Origin of the sequence: Chryseotalea sp. WA131a, from assembly GCA_025370075.1 — a bacterium.
GTDB lineage: Bacteria > Bacteroidota > Bacteroidia > Cytophagales > Cyclobacteriaceae > ELB16-189.
On sequence record CP073016.1, the window covers coordinates 4,077,299 to 4,094,773 of the forward strand.

Annotated in this window: 19 protein-coding genes; 5 read left to right on the plus strand and 14 right to left on the minus strand. The window is 40.3% G+C overall.

From position 1 onward, the window contains the following. Positions 1–36 precede the first annotated feature (36 nt). From KA713_18610 to KA713_18625, 4 genes are all read right to left on the minus strand, one after another. On the minus strand, positions 37–177 hold the full coding sequence (locus KA713_18610; protein UXE66437.1) for a hypothetical protein: 141 nt from the start codon (positions 175–177) through the stop codon (positions 37–39). Then, positions 155–1,678, minus strand: coding sequence for a glycosyltransferase family 39 protein (locus KA713_18615; GenBank protein UXE66438.1), 1,524 nt, complete (start codon positions 1,676–1,678; stop codon positions 155–157). Before KA713_18615 ends, KA713_18610 begins: the two co-directional genes overlap by 23 nt. A 112-nt stretch (positions 1,679–1,790) precedes the next feature. After that, a complete protein-coding gene (locus tag KA713_18620; protein ID UXE66439.1) occupies positions 1,791–1,943 on the minus strand; it encodes a DUF2892 domain-containing protein in 153 nt (50 codons plus the stop codon). Between the two features lie 191 nt (positions 1,944–2,134). After that, positions 2,135–4,243 carry a WG repeat-containing protein gene (locus tag KA713_18625; protein ID UXE66440.1) on the minus strand — a complete coding sequence of 703 codons (2,109 nt, stop codon included), beginning with the start codon at positions 4,241–4,243 and terminating at the stop codon, positions 2,135–2,137. Between the two features lie 134 nt (positions 4,244–4,377). Between KA713_18625 and KA713_18630 the strand changes: the two genes are divergently transcribed. Both KA713_18630 and KA713_18635 read left to right on the plus strand, forming a co-directional pair. Beyond that, positions 4,378–5,343 carry an amidohydrolase gene (locus tag KA713_18630; protein ID UXE69191.1) on the plus strand — a complete coding sequence of 322 codons (966 nt, stop codon included), beginning with the start codon at positions 4,378–4,380 and terminating at the stop codon, positions 5,341–5,343. 78 nt (positions 5,344–5,421) lie between these two features. Beyond that, positions 5,422–6,051, plus strand: coding sequence for a hypothetical protein (locus KA713_18635; GenBank protein UXE66441.1), 630 nt, complete (start codon positions 5,422–5,424; stop codon positions 6,049–6,051). A gap of 50 nt (positions 6,052–6,101) precedes the next feature. Here the strand turns inward: KA713_18635 and folB are convergent, their stop codons facing one another. The 7 genes from folB to KA713_18670 form a co-directional block, all read right to left on the minus strand. Beyond that, positions 6,102–6,461, minus strand: a complete 360-nt coding sequence (gene folB / locus KA713_18640) for a dihydroneopterin aldolase (GenBank protein UXE66442.1) — start codon at positions 6,459–6,461, stop codon at positions 6,102–6,104. Further along, positions 6,458–7,165: a DivIVA domain-containing protein gene (locus tag KA713_18645; GenBank protein ID UXE66443.1), complete on the minus strand. Its 708-nt coding sequence runs from the start codon at positions 7,163–7,165 to the stop codon at positions 6,458–6,460. Before KA713_18645 ends, folB begins: the two co-directional genes overlap by 4 nt. Positions 7,166–7,336: 171 nt before the next feature. Beyond that, the gene (locus tag KA713_18650; protein UXE66444.1) at positions 7,337–8,263 is read right to left on the minus strand and encodes a DUF4340 domain-containing protein; all 927 of its coding nucleotides are present in this window, start codon (positions 8,261–8,263) and stop codon (positions 7,337–7,339) included. Further along, positions 8,250–9,767 carry a Gldg family protein gene (locus KA713_18655; protein UXE66445.1) on the minus strand — a complete coding sequence of 506 codons (1,518 nt, stop codon included), beginning with the start codon at positions 9,765–9,767 and terminating at the stop codon, positions 8,250–8,252. The genes KA713_18650 and KA713_18655 overlap by 14 nt, the downstream gene beginning before the upstream one ends. Before the next feature lie 19 nt (positions 9,768–9,786). After that, on the minus strand, positions 9,787–10,509 hold the full coding sequence (locus KA713_18660) for an ABC transporter permease subunit (protein ID UXE66446.1): 723 nt from the start codon (positions 10,507–10,509) through the stop codon (positions 9,787–9,789). 14 nt (positions 10,510–10,523) lie between these two features. Next, positions 10,524–11,453 carry an ATP-binding cassette domain-containing protein gene (locus KA713_18665; GenBank protein ID UXE66447.1) on the minus strand — a complete coding sequence of 310 codons (930 nt, stop codon included), beginning with the start codon at positions 11,451–11,453 and terminating at the stop codon, positions 10,524–10,526. A 189-nt stretch (positions 11,454–11,642) separates the two neighbouring features. Next, entirely contained in the window at positions 11,643–12,143 is a 501-nt protein-coding gene (locus KA713_18670) for a hypothetical protein (GenBank protein ID UXE66448.1), read from the minus strand. A gap of 30 nt (positions 12,144–12,173) precedes the next feature. On the opposite strand from KA713_18670, the gene KA713_18675 reads away from it, so the two are divergent. Next, positions 12,174–12,485: a hypothetical protein gene (locus KA713_18675; protein UXE66449.1), complete on the plus strand. Its 312-nt coding sequence runs from the start codon at positions 12,174–12,176 to the stop codon at positions 12,483–12,485. Positions 12,486–12,646: 161 nt separating this feature from the next. On the opposite strand, the gene KA713_18680 is transcribed toward KA713_18675, so the two are convergent. Continuing rightward, positions 12,647–13,315, minus strand: coding sequence for an RluA family pseudouridine synthase (locus KA713_18680; GenBank protein UXE66450.1), 669 nt, complete (start codon positions 13,313–13,315; stop codon positions 12,647–12,649). Between the two features lie 36 nt (positions 13,316–13,351). Between KA713_18680 and KA713_18685 the strand changes: the two genes are divergently transcribed. After that, positions 13,352–13,909 carry a Uma2 family endonuclease gene (locus KA713_18685; GenBank protein UXE66451.1) on the plus strand — a complete coding sequence of 186 codons (558 nt, stop codon included), beginning with the start codon at positions 13,352–13,354 and terminating at the stop codon, positions 13,907–13,909. A 46-nt stretch (positions 13,910–13,955) separates the two neighbouring features. On the opposite strand, the gene KA713_18690 is transcribed toward KA713_18685, so the two are convergent. Next, a complete protein-coding gene (locus KA713_18690; protein ID UXE66452.1) occupies positions 13,956–15,533 on the minus strand; it encodes a peptide chain release factor 3 in 1,578 nt (525 codons plus the stop codon). Between the two features lie 111 nt (positions 15,534–15,644). Next, positions 15,645–16,331 (minus strand): tetratricopeptide repeat protein, encoded by a 687-nt coding sequence (locus KA713_18695; GenBank protein ID UXE66453.1) that lies wholly within the window; start codon positions 16,329–16,331, stop codon positions 15,645–15,647. A 278-nt stretch (positions 16,332–16,609) separates the two neighbouring features. Here KA713_18695 and KA713_18700 point away from each other — a divergent pair, with 278 nt between their 5' ends. Further along, a complete protein-coding gene (locus KA713_18700; GenBank protein ID UXE66454.1) occupies positions 16,610–17,473 on the plus strand; it encodes a hypothetical protein in 864 nt (287 codons plus the stop codon). Positions 17,474–17,475 lie beyond the last annotated feature (2 nt).

Below are 17,475 nucleotides of genomic sequence, written 5' to 3' on the forward strand. Positions count from 1 at the left end.
TGTCTCTGGTCAGTCTTGGCACATGCCCCACAACCGTTACGTATAGGCGATGGTGGGATATTTGAAAAACGTCAGTCCAACACTTGTACAAATGCCCACTAGAATTACAAAAGTTGAGTTTATAATTGCCAGCCCCACTATTGCCAACACGATGTTAGCGGTAGTTTTTCTTTTCATCAATTTCATCTTTAATTCTTTGTCTAATATCAATTTTTGCACCTATAAAAACAAATATTCCTGTCCCATATTCTCTTGCATATTGGTTAGTTATTGAGCCTGCAAGAGTTGAATTTTGAAAAAATTGTGATGTTTCTTGTAATTCTACATTTACTTCTTCTGCTTCTTTTACTCTAATTAAGTTTTCATATCTTTTTGATAGATCAAACCAATTGATATAGTCTGCATTAAAAGAAACTGCTTTTAGTTTTTGCTTTGCAAAGTAATTTATAGCACCTGCCTGTCCATAATTATCGCAAAGAACAAGTGTATTTTCCTTGTTGGGTAAACTTAAATAAACACTATCCACTTTTAATGCTAATTCTTTCCACCCGAGCATATCAGCAAAATCTTGTGGTAATAAATGGTCTTTGCCATCTTCCCAACGCAACAAACCTAATTTTTGGTAGTTTTCTGAATGTTGAACAATGTATTCAGGGCTTTTATTTGGAAAAGCAACAGTGTAAATTGGAATAAATAATATTAATGGAAGTGCAATGGCAACTGGTTGTAAATATTTTCTCCATCCGTCTTTCAAAACATCTGCAAGATAAGCAGAGCCAAAAGCAATGTAAATAGGGTAAATACCAATGGCATAATAATCTTTTGCCTTGAAGTAAAGAAAGGCTATTAAAGTAAAGAGAATAGAGAAAAAGAAAAGCCTGTATTTTTGAAAAGGCTTATAAAAAAGCAACGCATAAAAAGATGATAATATTACTATTAGTGAACCCATAAAAAAGAGCAATTGATTCTTCAAAAAGTCAAATCTATTTACATTGACTAATTGAGTCTCTGCTAATTGTTTTAAGTGGTGAAAGACTGGAAAATTGTTATTGTATTGCCAAACAAGATTAGGTAAAATTAAAACCAAACCCACTAAAATGGCAAAATACAGAGTGGGTTTTAAAAATATTTTCCTATGCTCTGTAACCAATAAAGAAGGTAAAAGTCCAATTAAAAGAAAGACGATGTTATATTTATTTAAAAAGCCAATTGCAAATGCTGTCGCTCCTACATAGAGCCATTTTAAATCATCAGTTTTGATATATTTTAGCAATATATAGTATAAAACCGTCCAACTTAATACATCAAAAGAATTAGGTTGATACAAAGTATTTAGTCGCAATAATGCAGAAAATAAAACACAAGTTGCACCTAATATCAATGCTAATAGATTTCCATTTAATTCTTCTATGGCTTTCCAAACTATATAAATTGTCAATACACCATATAAGGCAGGAAAGAACTTAATCCAAAAAATTGAATTGCCGAGTAATTGAATAATATAAGATGTCCAAGAAGTAAAGGGTGGAACAGAAAGATAACCCCAAGCTAAATGATTTGCTTGGTCAAGATGCAAATATTCGTCTCGTTGCAATTCATACTCACTGCTTAACAATAAAAATTGCAGCACGAACTTAAGTCCAATAAAACCTATTAAAATTGTCGTCTTTTTTGTCATTGAATTACCTCAAATCCTGTATGTCATTGGGATCATGCCTTTCCTGTCTATTTTTTTAGTGTCATAAATTCACCATTTCAGAAACAGGCATTGTTAGCAGCTGAACATTTGTCTATTGTTGCTTAACAGGGCAAGTCGAGATACCAAAAATTGCATACAAGGGACAAAAACTAATAATACTTGTCAACGTAAATACACCCGATAATAAAAGTAATATTATTCCAACAGTTCCACCAACGATGTTAGTGAAGTAAAGAGTAACCATAATTGTCGATATTATTAATCTAATAATTCTGTCGCTGAGACATGTTCTTTTTCATTTTTGTTTGTTTTTTATTTGTTTAGGAAAGTTTACAATTAATACAATTTAAGGATTTTCATAATGCACCGATTTCTATTTTATTGATTAACGATAGAATATTTTCCTTCTCCGGTATTTCCATAAGATCTTCAGAATCAGTCGATGGAAACTTCCTTCATTTTTTCATTTATCATACCAATAAAAAATTTACCACTATTGTCTAAATGAAGTCCATGATATTGAATCGGTATTAAACTTAGCCCCTCCATTGAAATGACTCCGAACAAACCCTCCTGCGAGGCAATCAATCTTCCATTCTCTACTTCACGTAAATAATCAAACCGTGGTTCAATTTCAATTTTACCTTCTGCGCTCGCTCTTCCTTTTTTTTGATTCGCTATAATTTCTAATCCTCCATTGGGTAAACGATTAATCGCATCATACCTAAACTCCAAAATTGGTTTGCCACTCGCATCGATCATGCCAAATTTGCCCCTTTGTTTTGCCATGCAAACGCCTCCGCGAAAAAGGTCAACCCATTCGTAGTTGGGGTGGATCGCAATTTTATCTTGGGCATTCAAAAATCCCCACTTGCCAATCAACTTGATGGCGGCCAAGCCTTCATGAAAATCTCCAATGCTATCGTAGCGATTGGCAATGCGCAGTTTGCCTTTTGCATCTACAAAACCAAACTTTCCATCTTTTTGTACACCCCTAAATCCTTCGCTCTCCTTAAAAACGTATTGAACATTTTCAGTTTGAGGCTGGATGGCCGAAGGGAGGGCAATGCCTTGGTATGAAATTTTTCGATCACTTCCGTTCGGCAAATGCTCTAGCCAATAATTCTTTTCAAATGAGGTTTTGTTCGGGGTAAAGTAAATGATTTGTCCTTCGATCGTTTTTAGAAATGATTGCTCAGACTGTTTCACCAAATAATGTGTGGAATTTATCAATTGAATGGGATAAACTTGAGGTGGCACCACCCATCGCTCATTTTTATCAATGATCCCATACTGACCTCGAAACTTTACTGAAACTAAATTATCTTTTATACTGATGATTGAATCATACACACAATGAACCACTTCTTTTCCAGTATTGTCCAGCCATCCGGCATAATTGCGGTGCGTAACCAAAAATCCCTCCTCCCGCAATTTCGAAATGGATTGGTAGTATTTGTCCGTCATCACCATATTGTTTTCGTCCACCAATTGCCATCCAATGCTTGTGGTGAAGGCTTCAAATAAGTTACCCGCTGCGTTTAAACGATCGTAGGTAAATGGAACGATTACCTTCTCATGCGAGGTAATAGCACCCAGTTTTCCGTTTTTCGTAGCGATGAATCCATTGGCGATTGGTTGCAATTTTTGATACCTGATCGGAATAACAATTTTAAAATCCTGATCCACTACCCCAATTTTATCCCCCCTTGTCACCAGTTGATGACCATTGGCCAAGGGTTGCAGATTGTCTGCCATAAATTTTTTAACAATTTCGTTTTTGGGAGTCAGCCAAACCCATTCGCTTGGCAAGCGCACAACTATTTTTCCTTCGTCATTAATTTTAATGGATTGATAGATGGGCTTGAGTTTGACTTGCCCCTCGCGATCCATTAGCCCCTGCAACAAATTCTCGTAAATGATGGCATAGCCTTTATAAAAAGAAGAAATGCTGTCAATCGAAAAATCGGTTACCGCCCTCCCCTGCTCGTTGTAAAGCGCCATTTTGTTTTGTGGATTCTGTACCGCAAAACGCAACGTTCCCAACGAAAAAATATTTTTGAACGAAACCGGAAGAAGTACATTGTTTTGCAAATCGGTAAGGCCATACCAAAATTTTCCTTTCACCAAATTAAATACAATGGCGCGCAAGCCACTGATTTGGATGCCATCGTAAGCAAAGGGGATTTTGTTCTCGCCTTGCAAGTTCAGTGTGCCTACCTTAACGGCAACAGGGCTCAGTTTTTTTCTGGCAATGATGTTATCACCTCCTGCATACACCAAGGTTTCGTATTCGGCTTTCGTAACAAACTCTTTTTTTAAATTGATAATACCCCAGTAGTGGGCTAAGCGGTAGCCCGTAACATTGCCAATTACTGAAAAGCTTCCATCCGACCAGCCCAGTGCTTCAAACGATGGGGGAATGATAACTTGTCCTTGCTCATTTTTTATTCCCTTCTTTCCATTCTCTTCAAAAAGTTGGTAGCCATTTGCTTTCGCAAACAATGGGAAAAGAGTTAAAACGATGAGGCCAAGCGATTTCACAACGACAAAGATAACGAATGAGGTGTTGCCCTGAATGGTAAAGTTGCAGCCTATCCACAAAAGTGAGATATTGCAAGATTGTATTTTCGCCAGTGCTAAAAATCGATAGCCATACGCACATTTTGCCAAAAAAAATGCCCAATTGGAGCGAAAAATTTGGCTATGGGGATTTCATTTATCTGCAACACCACAAAAAAGGCTTTGCCAAGATGATGCGCGGCAATCAATTTTTTCGTGAGATCAAAAACAATTGCTGGGATGCTGACGTGCGAATAGAAGAATACCAACAATTCAACACCCATGTGCAGGTGGTGTGCACGATTCCCGTCATGTTCTCGTACTGGGCAAAGCCGATCGATTGCCTTTCTCTCTCCGAATATTTAAACGATCACCTAGCCAAGCTAGTAAAAAAATACCCGAAACAATACATTGGCCTTGGCACCTTGCCCATGCAAGACGCTGAGTTGGCGGTGAAGGAATGTGAGCGAATCAAAAAAATCGGTTTGAAAGGAATTCAGATTGGCAGCAACATAAACGATGAAAATTTAAATGAAGAACGGTTCTTTCCCGTATTTGAAGCCTGTGAGAAATTAGGCTTGGCAGTCATGGTTCATCCATGGAACATGATGGGCGAAAAGAAAATGCAGCGCTATTGGTTGCCATGGTTGGTGGGCATGCCGGCCGAAACATCGCGCGCGATTTGTTCGATGATTTTTGGGGGCGTGTTTGAGCGCTTGCCCAAACTAAGGGTGATGTTTGCGCATGCAGGCGGCTCCTTTCTTCCCACCATTGGCCGCATCCAGCATGGGTTTGATTGCCGGCCCGATTTGGTGGCCATCGATAACCCAATCAATCCCAAAAACTATTTGGGCAAATTTTGGGTAGATAGTGTTACCCACGATTCCCTCATGTTGGAGTATGTATTAAAACTGCAAGGATCAAAACGGGTGATGTTAGGTTCCGATTATCCATTTCCCCTTGGTGATTTAGAGATTGGTAAGTTTATTGATGAGATGAACCTACCAAAAAAAACAAAAGAGGATATTTTTGCCAACGCGGCCTTGGAGTGGCTGGCTTTAAAGAAAAGTGACTTTGAATAAAACTATTAACCACAACGGCCCGTCACAAACCAACCGATAACGGTTTTTTGTAGCGCAGGTAATTAAAACTGATTAAACGTGATTCGTACTTTACTTTTTCTAGCTGTTGTTTTGCCGTCTTTTTCTTCTCTTGCACAACGCGAAGCCGAGAAAGAAAAGATCAAAGAAATTGAAGCGCAAAAACAAATAGATCGGCAGCGAAAAATTACCATGGCCATCGATTCTGCCGTGCGCTTGTCTGAAGAAGGCGAATATGAAGCTGCTGATGAAAAGTTTAAACGCGCATTAAAAGTGATTCGTTCGGTGCCCACCGATTTAACCTACCACTTTGGGCGAAATTCTTTTTTCTTGGGCAAGTACCGTCAATCGGTTGACTGGCTTAACAAGTACATTCAATTAAAAGGAACCACTGGCCAGTATTCCAACGATGCGGTGGAGTGGTTGAAAAAAGCTGAGGTTGAGTTATTAAAGGAAAAAGAAGAAGAAGCCAAGCAAGCGCAATTAGTTTTATCCAGTGATTACACCATTGACTGCGGCCCTTCAGGAAAAGTGGTTTGCCCTGTTTGCAAAGGAACAACCGTTGTCACTAAAAAAGATTACTTCGGCACCAAGTATTCTACTTGTGGCTATTGCAAAACCAAAGGCCATTTAGATTGTGAGGATTACAATAAACTCTTGAAAGGCCAATTGAAGCCTACAGTGAATTAGTAAATCAAGTATATTTTGCCTTAGTGCCTTTGTGACTTAGTTGGTAGTAATCACCTCTCCCTCTTCACCACCACACTTGCCATCTTACAAACCCCACCAATAGGTGGATTGAATTTGGAGATTTTTACCTCTACCATTTTGGCCGTTGGAAAAGATTGCAAGGTTTGTGTGGCTATGGAATGCCCCACTTTTTCTAAAAGTTTAGAAGGCTTGGCCATTTCCGATTTTACTAGTGAATACAAATCTTCATAATTAATGGTGCCCTCCAACTCATCGCGAAAAGCAGGTTCTGAAAATTCAGTATCAACAGAAATGTCTACTTGAAATTTGTTTCCGGAAGACCGCTCGTGCGGATATACTCCATGGTAGGCATGAAATTCCAACCCTTCCAGCACCACTTTACCGGTCATTGAATGTCGTCAAAAAAAGAGCGCTGCACGCGGGGCGGCATTTCTACTTTTACCGTCTCCATCTCTGGTTTTTGTGCTGGCAACGCCATCGAATTTTTAATTTCACGCTCCAATTCCGCATTGGGAAACAATGCCTTTTTGGTTTCGCGTTTGGCCAATGCCAAATGTTGATCTGGATCAAAATCGCGAGCCGTTGTTTTGGCGCGCTCTACACGATCAATGGTATCGCCCGCCAACCGTTTCATATCCGAAAGAAGATTATCGCGGTGCAACTCCAAAGTTTTGTAATGCTGCCCCAACATTTTTAATCGGTCTTCCATCTCGGCAAGCATTTGCTTCGATACAAACTCTGCCTCCTCAAGGGTATTTTTGGCTTTTATCTTTGCTTCGTTCAGCATGGAGTCGGCTTTCATTTGGGCTTCACGCAAAATCAGTTCGGCTGTTTTATTGGCTTGGTCAATTACGTTGGCGCCTGTATCTTCGGCCGTTTTCAAAGTTTTGTACAAGGAGCTCTCCACCTCGCGAAGCTTGGTCACTTCGCGCTCAGTAGCCTCGTATTTAATGCGCACTTCTTTTACTTCATCGAGGGTACGTTCCCACTCTTGCGACAAAGATTGCAAATAGGCACTTACTTCATCTCGATCGTATCCACGCAAAACGCGTTCAAAAGCCTTTTGGCGAATTTCCAAAGGGGTGATTTTCATAATGTGTTAGTTAAGTAGATTAAAAAATAAACGCAAAAAGTTTAAAAAATTGAAAACACTAACAAATATAGTAAAATGTTTGAAACCGCCTTAAATTCAGGGTACTAGTATTCAACTCTACCAGATACATATTCTTAGTAAATTGGATGATTTATGGTTTTTAAGGGACGACTATTTCGAAGGCTTGTCAGCAAAAAACTTCCCCTTCCCAACCAAAAGGTCTTTCACTAAACTTTGTGTGGTAGAAAAATATACACCATTCTGTAACGAAGAATTGAGTATCCACTGATCACCGTTCATCCATCCTTGCACAGTTGCCAATACACCATTCTTACTTTCGATTTGCAACGTGGCCGTTGGTTTTTCTGCTGATGTAAATCCGTCAGCAAAATCATTCAGGGTCTTGAATGTGAGCTGGCTCAAAAATGAATTGACTTTGCTGTCATCGGCTTTTTGGTTGGCCGCATACCAAACAGAATCGCGCTTCTCCAATACAAAACTAGAATCGCCCGCATAATTGAATATCACTTTGGCGATGTCTGATTGATTCAAGCGCAAAAATGTTTTGTTGCGCCAGTCATTGTAAGTACGGTTGAAATGGGAATCGAGAAATCCTTCCACTGCATAAACTTCCTCCTGATTGCCCAGACGCACAAATGTGGTGGCGCCACCTTGGCCGTAATTACTTTTGCCAAAATGAATATCGGTTTGCTTGCCATTTTGTAGAACGGAAACCAATGTTCCACTTTCGCCTACTTGGTAGGTATCCCACTTATCTTTCTTGCGTGAGGCCAATCGTTGCACCTTTAAATCTTTCAGCACACCCAACATGCTTTTTACAGTTCCAACCTCTGTTTCGGCTTGCTGTTGGTTGTTGAATACTTTCCACTTGTTCGCTTCCCTTTTCAAAATCACCTCTAACGGTTTGTAATTGGATGGTTTGATGCGTACTTCATTGATGGAAGCGGTATCGAGCGAAAGCAATTCCTTCTTTAAGTTGCTTTCCAAACCGGGTGAGCGTAACCATCTCGATAAAGCAAAAATCCCGACAAGGCCGACCAATGCTGCTATTAAAATTTTGTTGTTAAGCTTCTTCATAGTTTTCACTCATTCTCTTGAAACGCTTCATTCTGTTTTGTTGTGAACGGAACACACCGTACCCGATTACCAATAAAATCGGCAACAGGAAATTGGTGTACTTTAAAATTGTTTTGGTGGAATCTTCCAATTCGTCAATAGGACGAGAGGTTACACCTTTGGTGCGCAGACTAATCAAACCGGTATCGTCTGATAGCCAATCGATGGAGTTCGAAACCAAGTTTACATTATCGGGCTGCAGTTTGCGCGGTTGTTGGCCTGCGCCATTTACTATCAAATCGCCATCGCCAATCACCACCATTTTTGAGCGGCTGTTGCTTGATAGTTTTCCTTCAATTGCTGCGGCTACAACAATCCCTTTCATGGGCAAATCGGCTTGTGTCCATTGTTGCTGGATGTTGAAGTAAACGGGGGCTTTGATTTCATTCGACTGATCGGAGGTGAAAGCAAGTGGGATAAATTTTTTGGTGGTATCGCCTTGATATTTGATCGAGCTCACAAATTCAAATAAAACATTTTCCAATCCTTTCGAAAGTGGATGATCGGCAAACTTGCCAATCAATGGGATGTACGGAAACGGCACTTGACTTTGCATGGTAAAAAATCCGTTTTGTTGCTGTACGGTTACCGAACCGCACTTCGCATCAGCCACAAAATTATCTTGCACCACAATTCCTTTGGCGGCCAACCAATTTTCTAAACCTGTGCTAATGGGTGAGCCAAAAGCATTTTGCAAATTGCCCATCACGCGATTGATACAAACCACTAGGCGGCCACCTCTGTCGAGGAAGTTGTCGAGTTTGACAAAATGAGAAGCTGGAATGCTATCCATCGGACGGATAATCGCCAGTGTTTTGATGTCTTGTGGAATATCCGTTGAATCAGAAAGTGTCACTTCTTTGGTGGCGTACAAGATATCCAATTGCTCAGTTAATTGAGCCATTTCGTTGAGTGAAGGCTCGCCATGGCCAAGCAAAAATCCAATAGCGGGTTTTACATCAATGGATATTTTTTTGATGGAAGTTGACAAAGTGTATTCCATAGCCGTGCCCGGTTGTACGACAGGAATCACATCGCGCTTATCACCCAATGAAACGGTTGCTCCTAAAAACGCCTTTTGTTGTTTCACTTGGTCTTTTTCGCGCACATTGATCATCACTGGCTGAATGCCATTTTGTGCTGCTTCATTTTCCTTTGTTTCATTTTCGTTTGGGTCAATGAATTCATATTGAATGTTCCCATCCGCGCGGTTACTGTACTCAATCAACATCTCCTGAAAATCTTGTCGTGTCTTAGCTATAGAAGGAGGCAAGTTCTTTGAGAAGTAAGCCTTTACGGTAACGGGTTCTTCCAGATTTTTCAAAATACCCAGTGTAGCGTCACTCAAGGTATATTGTTGTTCATCAGTAAAATCAAAACGAAGGTGAAATTCGTTGGAGAGCAAATTGATCACCAACAAGATGGCAATGATTAGGCCTGTGGTGATAAACACTTTTTGTTTCATAAATCCTATACCTAAAATCTTAGCTTAAATTTCTTTTTGTCAATGATAATTCGGATAAAATCAATCCAATTAAAATGATGGAACCGAAATAAATCAAATCACGCGTATCTACCACCCCACGAATAATGCTTTCAAAATGATTGGATAGACTAAGTGTATTCAACAATTGTGCAACAAAGCCTGTAAAATTGTTGGCCAGTACTCCGAAAATGATATGAAAGAACAGGCCAATAAACAGTGCCAATAGAAAGGCTACAATTTGATTGTGAGTCAGACTACTTGCATATAGCCCTATGCTGATGTAAGCAGCGCTCATTAACAACAAACCCAAATAGCCACACACCACTTGGCCGTAATCCAAATTTCCAATGTTGGCAACGGTAATGGCATAAGGCATTGTAAAGGCAAGAGCAATTCCAACTAACAGAAGGGTTGATAGAAATTTACCAATCACTACTTCACGATCGGTGACTGCTTTGGTAAGCAATAATTCGATGGTGCCTGTTTTATTTTCTTCCGCCAACAACCGCATGGTAAGAGCCGGGATGAAGAAGAACAGTGACCAAAACGCAATGTTGAAAAATGACTCTAAACTGGCTTGCTCCACAAAAAAAACATCAGAACCAAAGAGCCAGGTGAAGAAGCCGCTGAATCCTAAAAATAGAATGAGCATGATATACGCAATCAACGAATCAAAAAATGATTGCAGCTCTCGTTTTGCAATTACCCAAATAGCACTCATAAGTAATCTAAAATTTAATTTACAGTCAGGTTACGGAAAATATCTTCGAGTCGCGTTTCAATCGGGATCATTTCACTGAGTACCCAATTATTTTGCACGCACAAGTGAAACACTTCTCGCCTAGAAGAAGCCCCCGATCTGCTTTGCACTTCAAAGCGGTTCAAACTTTTATCGACCAATTCTACCAAGTCGATGTTTTTTATCCTTCTTAATTCATGTAGAATTTCTTCGGGGGTGGCGTCTTCGATGCGCAGTTTAAAAATCTCTTGCCCGGTGGCTTGCTTACGCAAATTTTCTGCTGTGCCATCGGCCACAATTTTTCCTTTATTGATAATAAGGATGCGGTCGCAGGTAGCTTCCACTTCAGGCAAAATGTGGGTGCTTAAGATTACCGTTTTCTCTTTGCCCAACTCGCGGATCAGCTTCCTGATTTCTACAATTTGGTTGGGATCCAGTCCAGTGGTAGGTTCATCCAAAATTAAAATTTCGGGATCATGAATCATGGCTTGTGCCAAACCTACCCGCTGGCGATAACCCTTTGATAGTTCACCAATTTTTTTGTGTTTCTCGGCATTCAATCCACACACCCGAATCATGCGTTTTGCGCGGTCGCTGATTTTCACTTTCTCTACTCCTTGCAATGCCGCACAAAAATTGAGGTAATCCATCACGGGCATATCCAAATACAACGGATTGTTTTCAGGCAAGTAGCCGATGTGCTTTTTGATTTCATCGCCACTTTGCTTCACTGATTTTTCGCCAATGAAAACATCGCCTTCGCCAATGCCAAGGTAGCCCGTAATCATTTTCATGGTGGTGCTTTTACCTGCACCGTTTGGCCCAAGAAAGCCCAAGATTTCGCCCGTCTTTACCCCAAACGAAATTTGGTCCACGGCTTTTTGCGAGCCATACCGTTTGCTTAGGTTTTCGATTTTTACATCCATACCTTTTTTAAACAAATAGTTTTACTTTGAATTTGCAATGATTGGGTGTCCTACACCTCTTAGTTTGCAGCCATTAGGTGTAGGCCACCTGTCCAATTTGAATTTTGCGATTGCAAAAATAATTTTTTGTATAAAAAAACAAAGTCCCGCAGGGGCGGGACTTTGTTTTTTTTTCATGAAACAATTGATCTATTGTCGAATTAGCCATTTAACAAAAAAGACCAAACCAATAATTAGGGCGATTGCGCCAATGACATTGAAGACATTGCCTCCAATAATAAGTCCTACTATGCCAACCGCCCCAAAAATGGCCGCTAATTTTAAGTCATAGTCAATGCCAGTTTTGGCTGTTATCCCATCAGGATTGGGTGCTTTTTTATTACTTTTGGCAATTGCCTTGATTTCTTTTTTTAATAGCTGCCTTACTTCTTTCTTTTCTTGTTTTGAAAGTTTGCTATAAGCTTCTTTTACTTGCTTTCTTACTCCCTCAGAAGGCACAAAAACAGGTTGCGCACTTGTCGAGGCCGTTAAGGTAGAGGGTTCTTCCATGGCTGCTGCAGGTTGAGTGTTGGTAGTTTTTGCAACATGATAGCCAACGTCAACTTTGCTAGATGGAAACTTTGCAACCTGCTGTGAAGAAGAACAAGCAGCCAACAATACAACAACAAAAACAAAAAGGAGATTTTTCATGTGTTTATATTTTTTTAGTGGTCACCTGGAATGGCCACGATTATCATTCCGTTGGGTGTAGAACTTCTCAATGACCATTTCATAAGTTTAAAATTTGAATTATTTCTTGGGTCTAAAGATAGAGATTATCCGACTAAAAAAACGTTTTTCAAACTCCCAAAAGAAACTAAACTGCCCGAAAACGAATCCGTAAAAAAGAAGAAAAAGGTTGTAAACAGGGAGTATCAGCAAATAGTAAAGAAATGTGGCATAAACAGGTATGGAACCCTCGGCAAACCAATACTTAAACAACGGACGTTTAATGAACAAAACCGTAAAGCCTGTGCACGCAAAAACAATTAATATTACGATAACCTGGAGGATACTATTTACTTTCCAGCGAGTTTGAAGTTTTTGTAGCCAGCTCATGTAAGAATTTAAGGGTTACTACTTCGTTTCATTATCAAAGTGGCATTCTTACTGCCTTTTTCTCTAAACTTCGTAGCACGCAGTAAAGAAACGCATCAATCAACAAGATTCCAAGACTCTTGCTTAGGCAGTTCGGCCAAAATAGTGATGGGTTCCTTTTTCACCGGATGCACAAACGACAATGTGTGGGCGTGCAAACAAATACTGGCATCGGTATTGGCCATTGGGCAACCGTATTTTACGTCACCCACAATCGGGCAACCTATGGAAGCGAGTTGAACACGGATTTGATGAGGTCGGCCCGTCACGGGCGATACTTCCAATAAAAAAAACATACCAACCGATTTTAACAAGCGATAACTCAACTCGGAACGCTGGCCTTGTGGATGCTCATTTTTATAGGCTGTGGTTTTATTCTTCTTTTCGTCTTTTACCAACCAATGCACCAACGTGCCTTGTGGTTGGGGTGGCTTTTTTTCTACCAAAGCCCAATATATTTTCTTTGTTTGCTTTTCGCGAAAGAGTTCATTCATTCTTTCCAGCGCTTTGGAAGTTCGCGCAAACACCACCACGCCACTCACCGGCCGATCAAGTCGATGCACTACGCCTAAAAACACTTCACCCGGCTTTTGATATTTTTGTTTGATGTATTCCTTACAGATTTCTGACAATGGCTTATCACCTGTGGCATCGCCCTGCACCAGAGTGCCAGCGGTTTTGTTGACGGCCAGTAAATGATTGTCTTCGTATAGAACTTGAAGCATTCCTCAAACATCCTAAATATTTTTATAACTTTAAATATGCAAACCGCAACAATCGATCGAAGTAAAGAATGGACTGTGGAAGAATTTATGCAATTGGAAGAATCGAATCTGCTCTGTGAGCTAATTAACGGAGAAGTTTTTATGAGCCCAGCACCCAGTTTTACTCATCAAATCGTATCTGGCAATTTGTATGACCTGCTGAAGGCATTCGCCCGCAAAAATGGTGGAGTTGCGCTTTTTTCCCCAGTGGATGTCATCTTGGATAGAAAGAATGTATTCCAGCCCGACTTACTTTATGTAGCGAAAGAAAATTTAGGTATCATTTCTGAACGCGGCTTGAATGCTGCCCCTGATTTGGCCGTTGAAATTATCTCTCCCTCAAATAGTTTTAAAGACCGCAATCAAAAGAGAAAGCTCTATCAGAAATTTGGAGTAAAAGAATATTGGATCATCGACCCCGGGAATTTGACCTTAGAGATTTATGACTTTAGCATGGAAGATACACCTATCCTTTATCTGGTTGAAGATGGAACCGTGACCTCAAAGCTATTGCCAGGCCTCTCTTTCAATTTTAAAGATTTGTTTGTTCGGTAACTTTTAAAGCTCTAGGGTTCGCTGATTTTGGGATTCTTCCCTTCACTCAAAACTCAGAAGTAAAGTGAAATTCTATCTCCGGAAAATTGTCTTTCACCATTTGCAGCCACGCTTTTGACTCGGCCATAAACACCAACTTATCATCTTTGTCGCGGGCAATGTGCCGCTGCTTCGAATCAATAAACTCCGCTAGTTTTTTAGGGTCCTTGCTGCTGATCCAGCAAGCTTTGTAAATATTTTGTGGGGCAAAATCGGCCGAAGCTCCATACTCATTTTTTAATCTAAACTGAATGACTTCAAACTGAAGGGCACCTACCACACCCACTACTTTTTTCTTTCCCAATTCATAGGTGAACAATTGCGCCACGCCTTCTTCCATCAATTGAAGCAAGCCTTTTTCCAATTGCTTCGTTTTCATGGCATCTTTGTTGATCACCTCTTTAAAAATCTCTGGCGAAAAACTGGGGATGCCTGTGTACGTCATTTTTTCTCCATCGGTAAGGGTGTCACCAATTTTTAGGTTGCCTGTATCGTACAAACCAACAATATCGCCTGGCCAAGCCAAATCAACCGTCTCTCGGTCTTGCGCCATAAATGCAGTTACGTTTGAGAAGCGAATTGCTTTGTCTTGACGGACGTGATAATAATTGGCGCCTCGCTCAAATTGCCCTGAGCATACCCGAATAAATGCTATCCTGTTTCGATGCTTCGGATCCATGTTGGCATGGATTTTAAAAATAAACCCAGAGAATTTTTTTTCTTCCGGCTTCACTTCGCGCACAGTTGTTTCACGATCAATTGGTGGCGGAGCGATCTTGATAAAAGCATCGAGCAATTCTTTCACACCAAAATTATTGACCGCACTTCCAAAAAATACAGGCGCTACTCTTCCGCTTAAATAATCTTGCACCTCAAAATCAGGGTACACCCCTTCAATCAACTCGATATCGGCACGCAATTGTTTTGCATACGTCTCACCCACCAATCGATCGATCTCGGGGCTATTGATATCTGAAATCTCCAAGCTCTCTTGCACCGTTGTTTTACTGGGGGTGAAAAGCTGTAAACTTTTTTCGTAAAGATTGTAAACACCCTTAAACGTTTTGCCCATGCTGATGGGCCAGCTCAACGGTCGGACTTTGATACTCAATTTTTCTTCTACTTCATCCAACAAATCAAAAGGGTCTCGCCCTTCCCGGTCGAGTTTGTTGATGAAACACAGCACTGGTGTATTGCGCATGCGGCAAACATCCATCAGCTTTTCGGTTTGCATCTCCACTCCCTTCACACAATCAATCACCATGATCACGCTATCCACTGCAGTGAGAGTACGATACGTGTCTTCAGCAAAATCTTGGTGACCGGGTGTATCGAGCAAATTGATTTTGATGTCTTTGTAGTCGAACCCCATGACCGAAGTGGCCACCGAAATACCGCGTTGCTTTTCAATCTCCATCCAGTCGCTGCGGGCGTGGTCTTTAATTTTTGATGACTTTACCGCGCCTGCTTTTTGAATAGCACCACCAAACAATAAAAGTTTTTCTGTAAGCGTAGTCTTGCCCGCATCGGGGTGACTGATGATCCCAAATGTTCTTCTGCGCGCTATTTCTTGTTCCAGTGTCATTCTAAAAATCAATTCTAAAAATCAGGTAATAAAAAAGGGATAGAATAAATCCATCCCTTCAATTACTAGCTTCTGAAAAGCTTTGAGCCTTTGAGAAGCTAGTAATGCTATTTATGAGTTAACCTCGAGCTTCGCTTTTAACTTCTTGGCATTTTGCACCTCGGCCGAGTCCCAAAACTTATCAATAATGGTTTGGTAGGCTTCAATTGCCTTTTGGCTTTTGTTCAATTTTTCGTACGCCAAGGCAGCCTTCATCAAATAAGTAGGCGTAAACTCTTTGTTCGGTTTGTAGTTCGATGCCTTATCGTAATACGAAGCGGCATTTTCAAAATCTTTCTGCTCCATATACGCATCACCAATCAGGCTATAGGCACGGGCTTGTACCAACAAATCGCTTGCTTTAAATTCTTTTAAATGAAAAACTGCTAACGCGAATTTGCCTTGTTTCAAATAGATATAACCTGTATAGAAATTGGCCAGGTTGGCTGCCTCGCTCATTCCATAATTGTCAATGATTTGGAGCATTCCCAAGTTATTGCCATCGCCATTCAAGGCTAGGTTCAAGCTATCCGCTTCAAAATAACGCTGAGCTTGGAACATCTCCTTTTGGGCTTCTGCGTTTTGGCTTTTCTTATAGTAATTAAAGCCGAAGTAGCTACCCGCTACGGCCAACAAGGCCACCAACACGCCAATGATCAATTTGGGGTTTTTGGCCACCCAATGCTCAAAACCCTCCAACTTCTCTTCAATTACCTCTGCGTTTTCCAGTAAACTCTTGCTTTCTTCCTTCTTTGCCATGATTTTTATGTAAATGTCTGAAACCCCTATAATTCGGGACGCAAAACTAAGAATTATGGGCATTAATCAAAAGAATCTTGGATGGCTGATTTTTGGGGATCGCGGCTAAATGAACTTCAGAAATGGCGTGTAGGAGAACGTGTATTCTTTTGCTTCCTTAGCGCTATAGTGGGCTAAATTGAGCGATTTACTAAACTGTAGCGCAACGTATTGCCATTAAAATTTTAAATGACTGCATACTGCTCCAACAAGCAAGGCGTTATAGGTTAAAAAACAATATGAGCACCAAGTTATTATCTTTATTCCTAATCATCCTCGTTTCAGAAGTAGCTCATTCACAAGAAAATTTTATTCCTTCGCGACCTGACCATGTATCAGAGTCGGAATACAGACGGGGTTCTTATATTCTAGAAAATTCTTATAAACAATTGGCAGAAAACAATTACCATATAGTGTATGCTGATTATTGGAATTTTGCAATGGCCTATTCCATCATGGGCCAACCAAAAGAATTGATTTACGACTTTTTAGTAAAAGCAAAGTTTGAGAATAAGAAAAGTTTTTGTCAAGTGATTGAGCTGCACCACGACCGTACCAAAGGAGTGGATAGCTCAAGATTCTATAAATTGTTAGGCGAAGATTATATTCAATTGATAGCAGACTGTTCGCAGGTAAACACAACCGAGGAGAGTTTTAACATAGAAGAATACATTGCAAAGAACCGTTACAACAAAGAGCTAATTTACAGATTGAACGCTTTGGCTGAAGCCGACCAGAGAATTAGAGGGAAACGAAACAATCCCAAACTGGATGAGCAACAAGCCGTTGATAAGCGGAACATGAAAGAGGCTGAATCGATAATAGAAAAATATGGTTACCCCGGAACAAGCGTGGTTGGAAGTAAATTTGATTTTGTGGTTTGGCTTGTTATTCAGCATGCTGATTTACTCTACCAAGAAAAATATTTGCCACTAATTGCAAAAACAGTAGAGGCTGGTGAACTTGCAAAAGTTCCTTTGCGAATGCTGATCGACAGTATTTACCATAAAAAAACTGGGCAACAAATATTTGGCTCTCAGGGTGGCGTTCCCTTCGCAGATGACAAGACCATTCAAGAAGTAAAAAAGAAATACAATCTCTAATG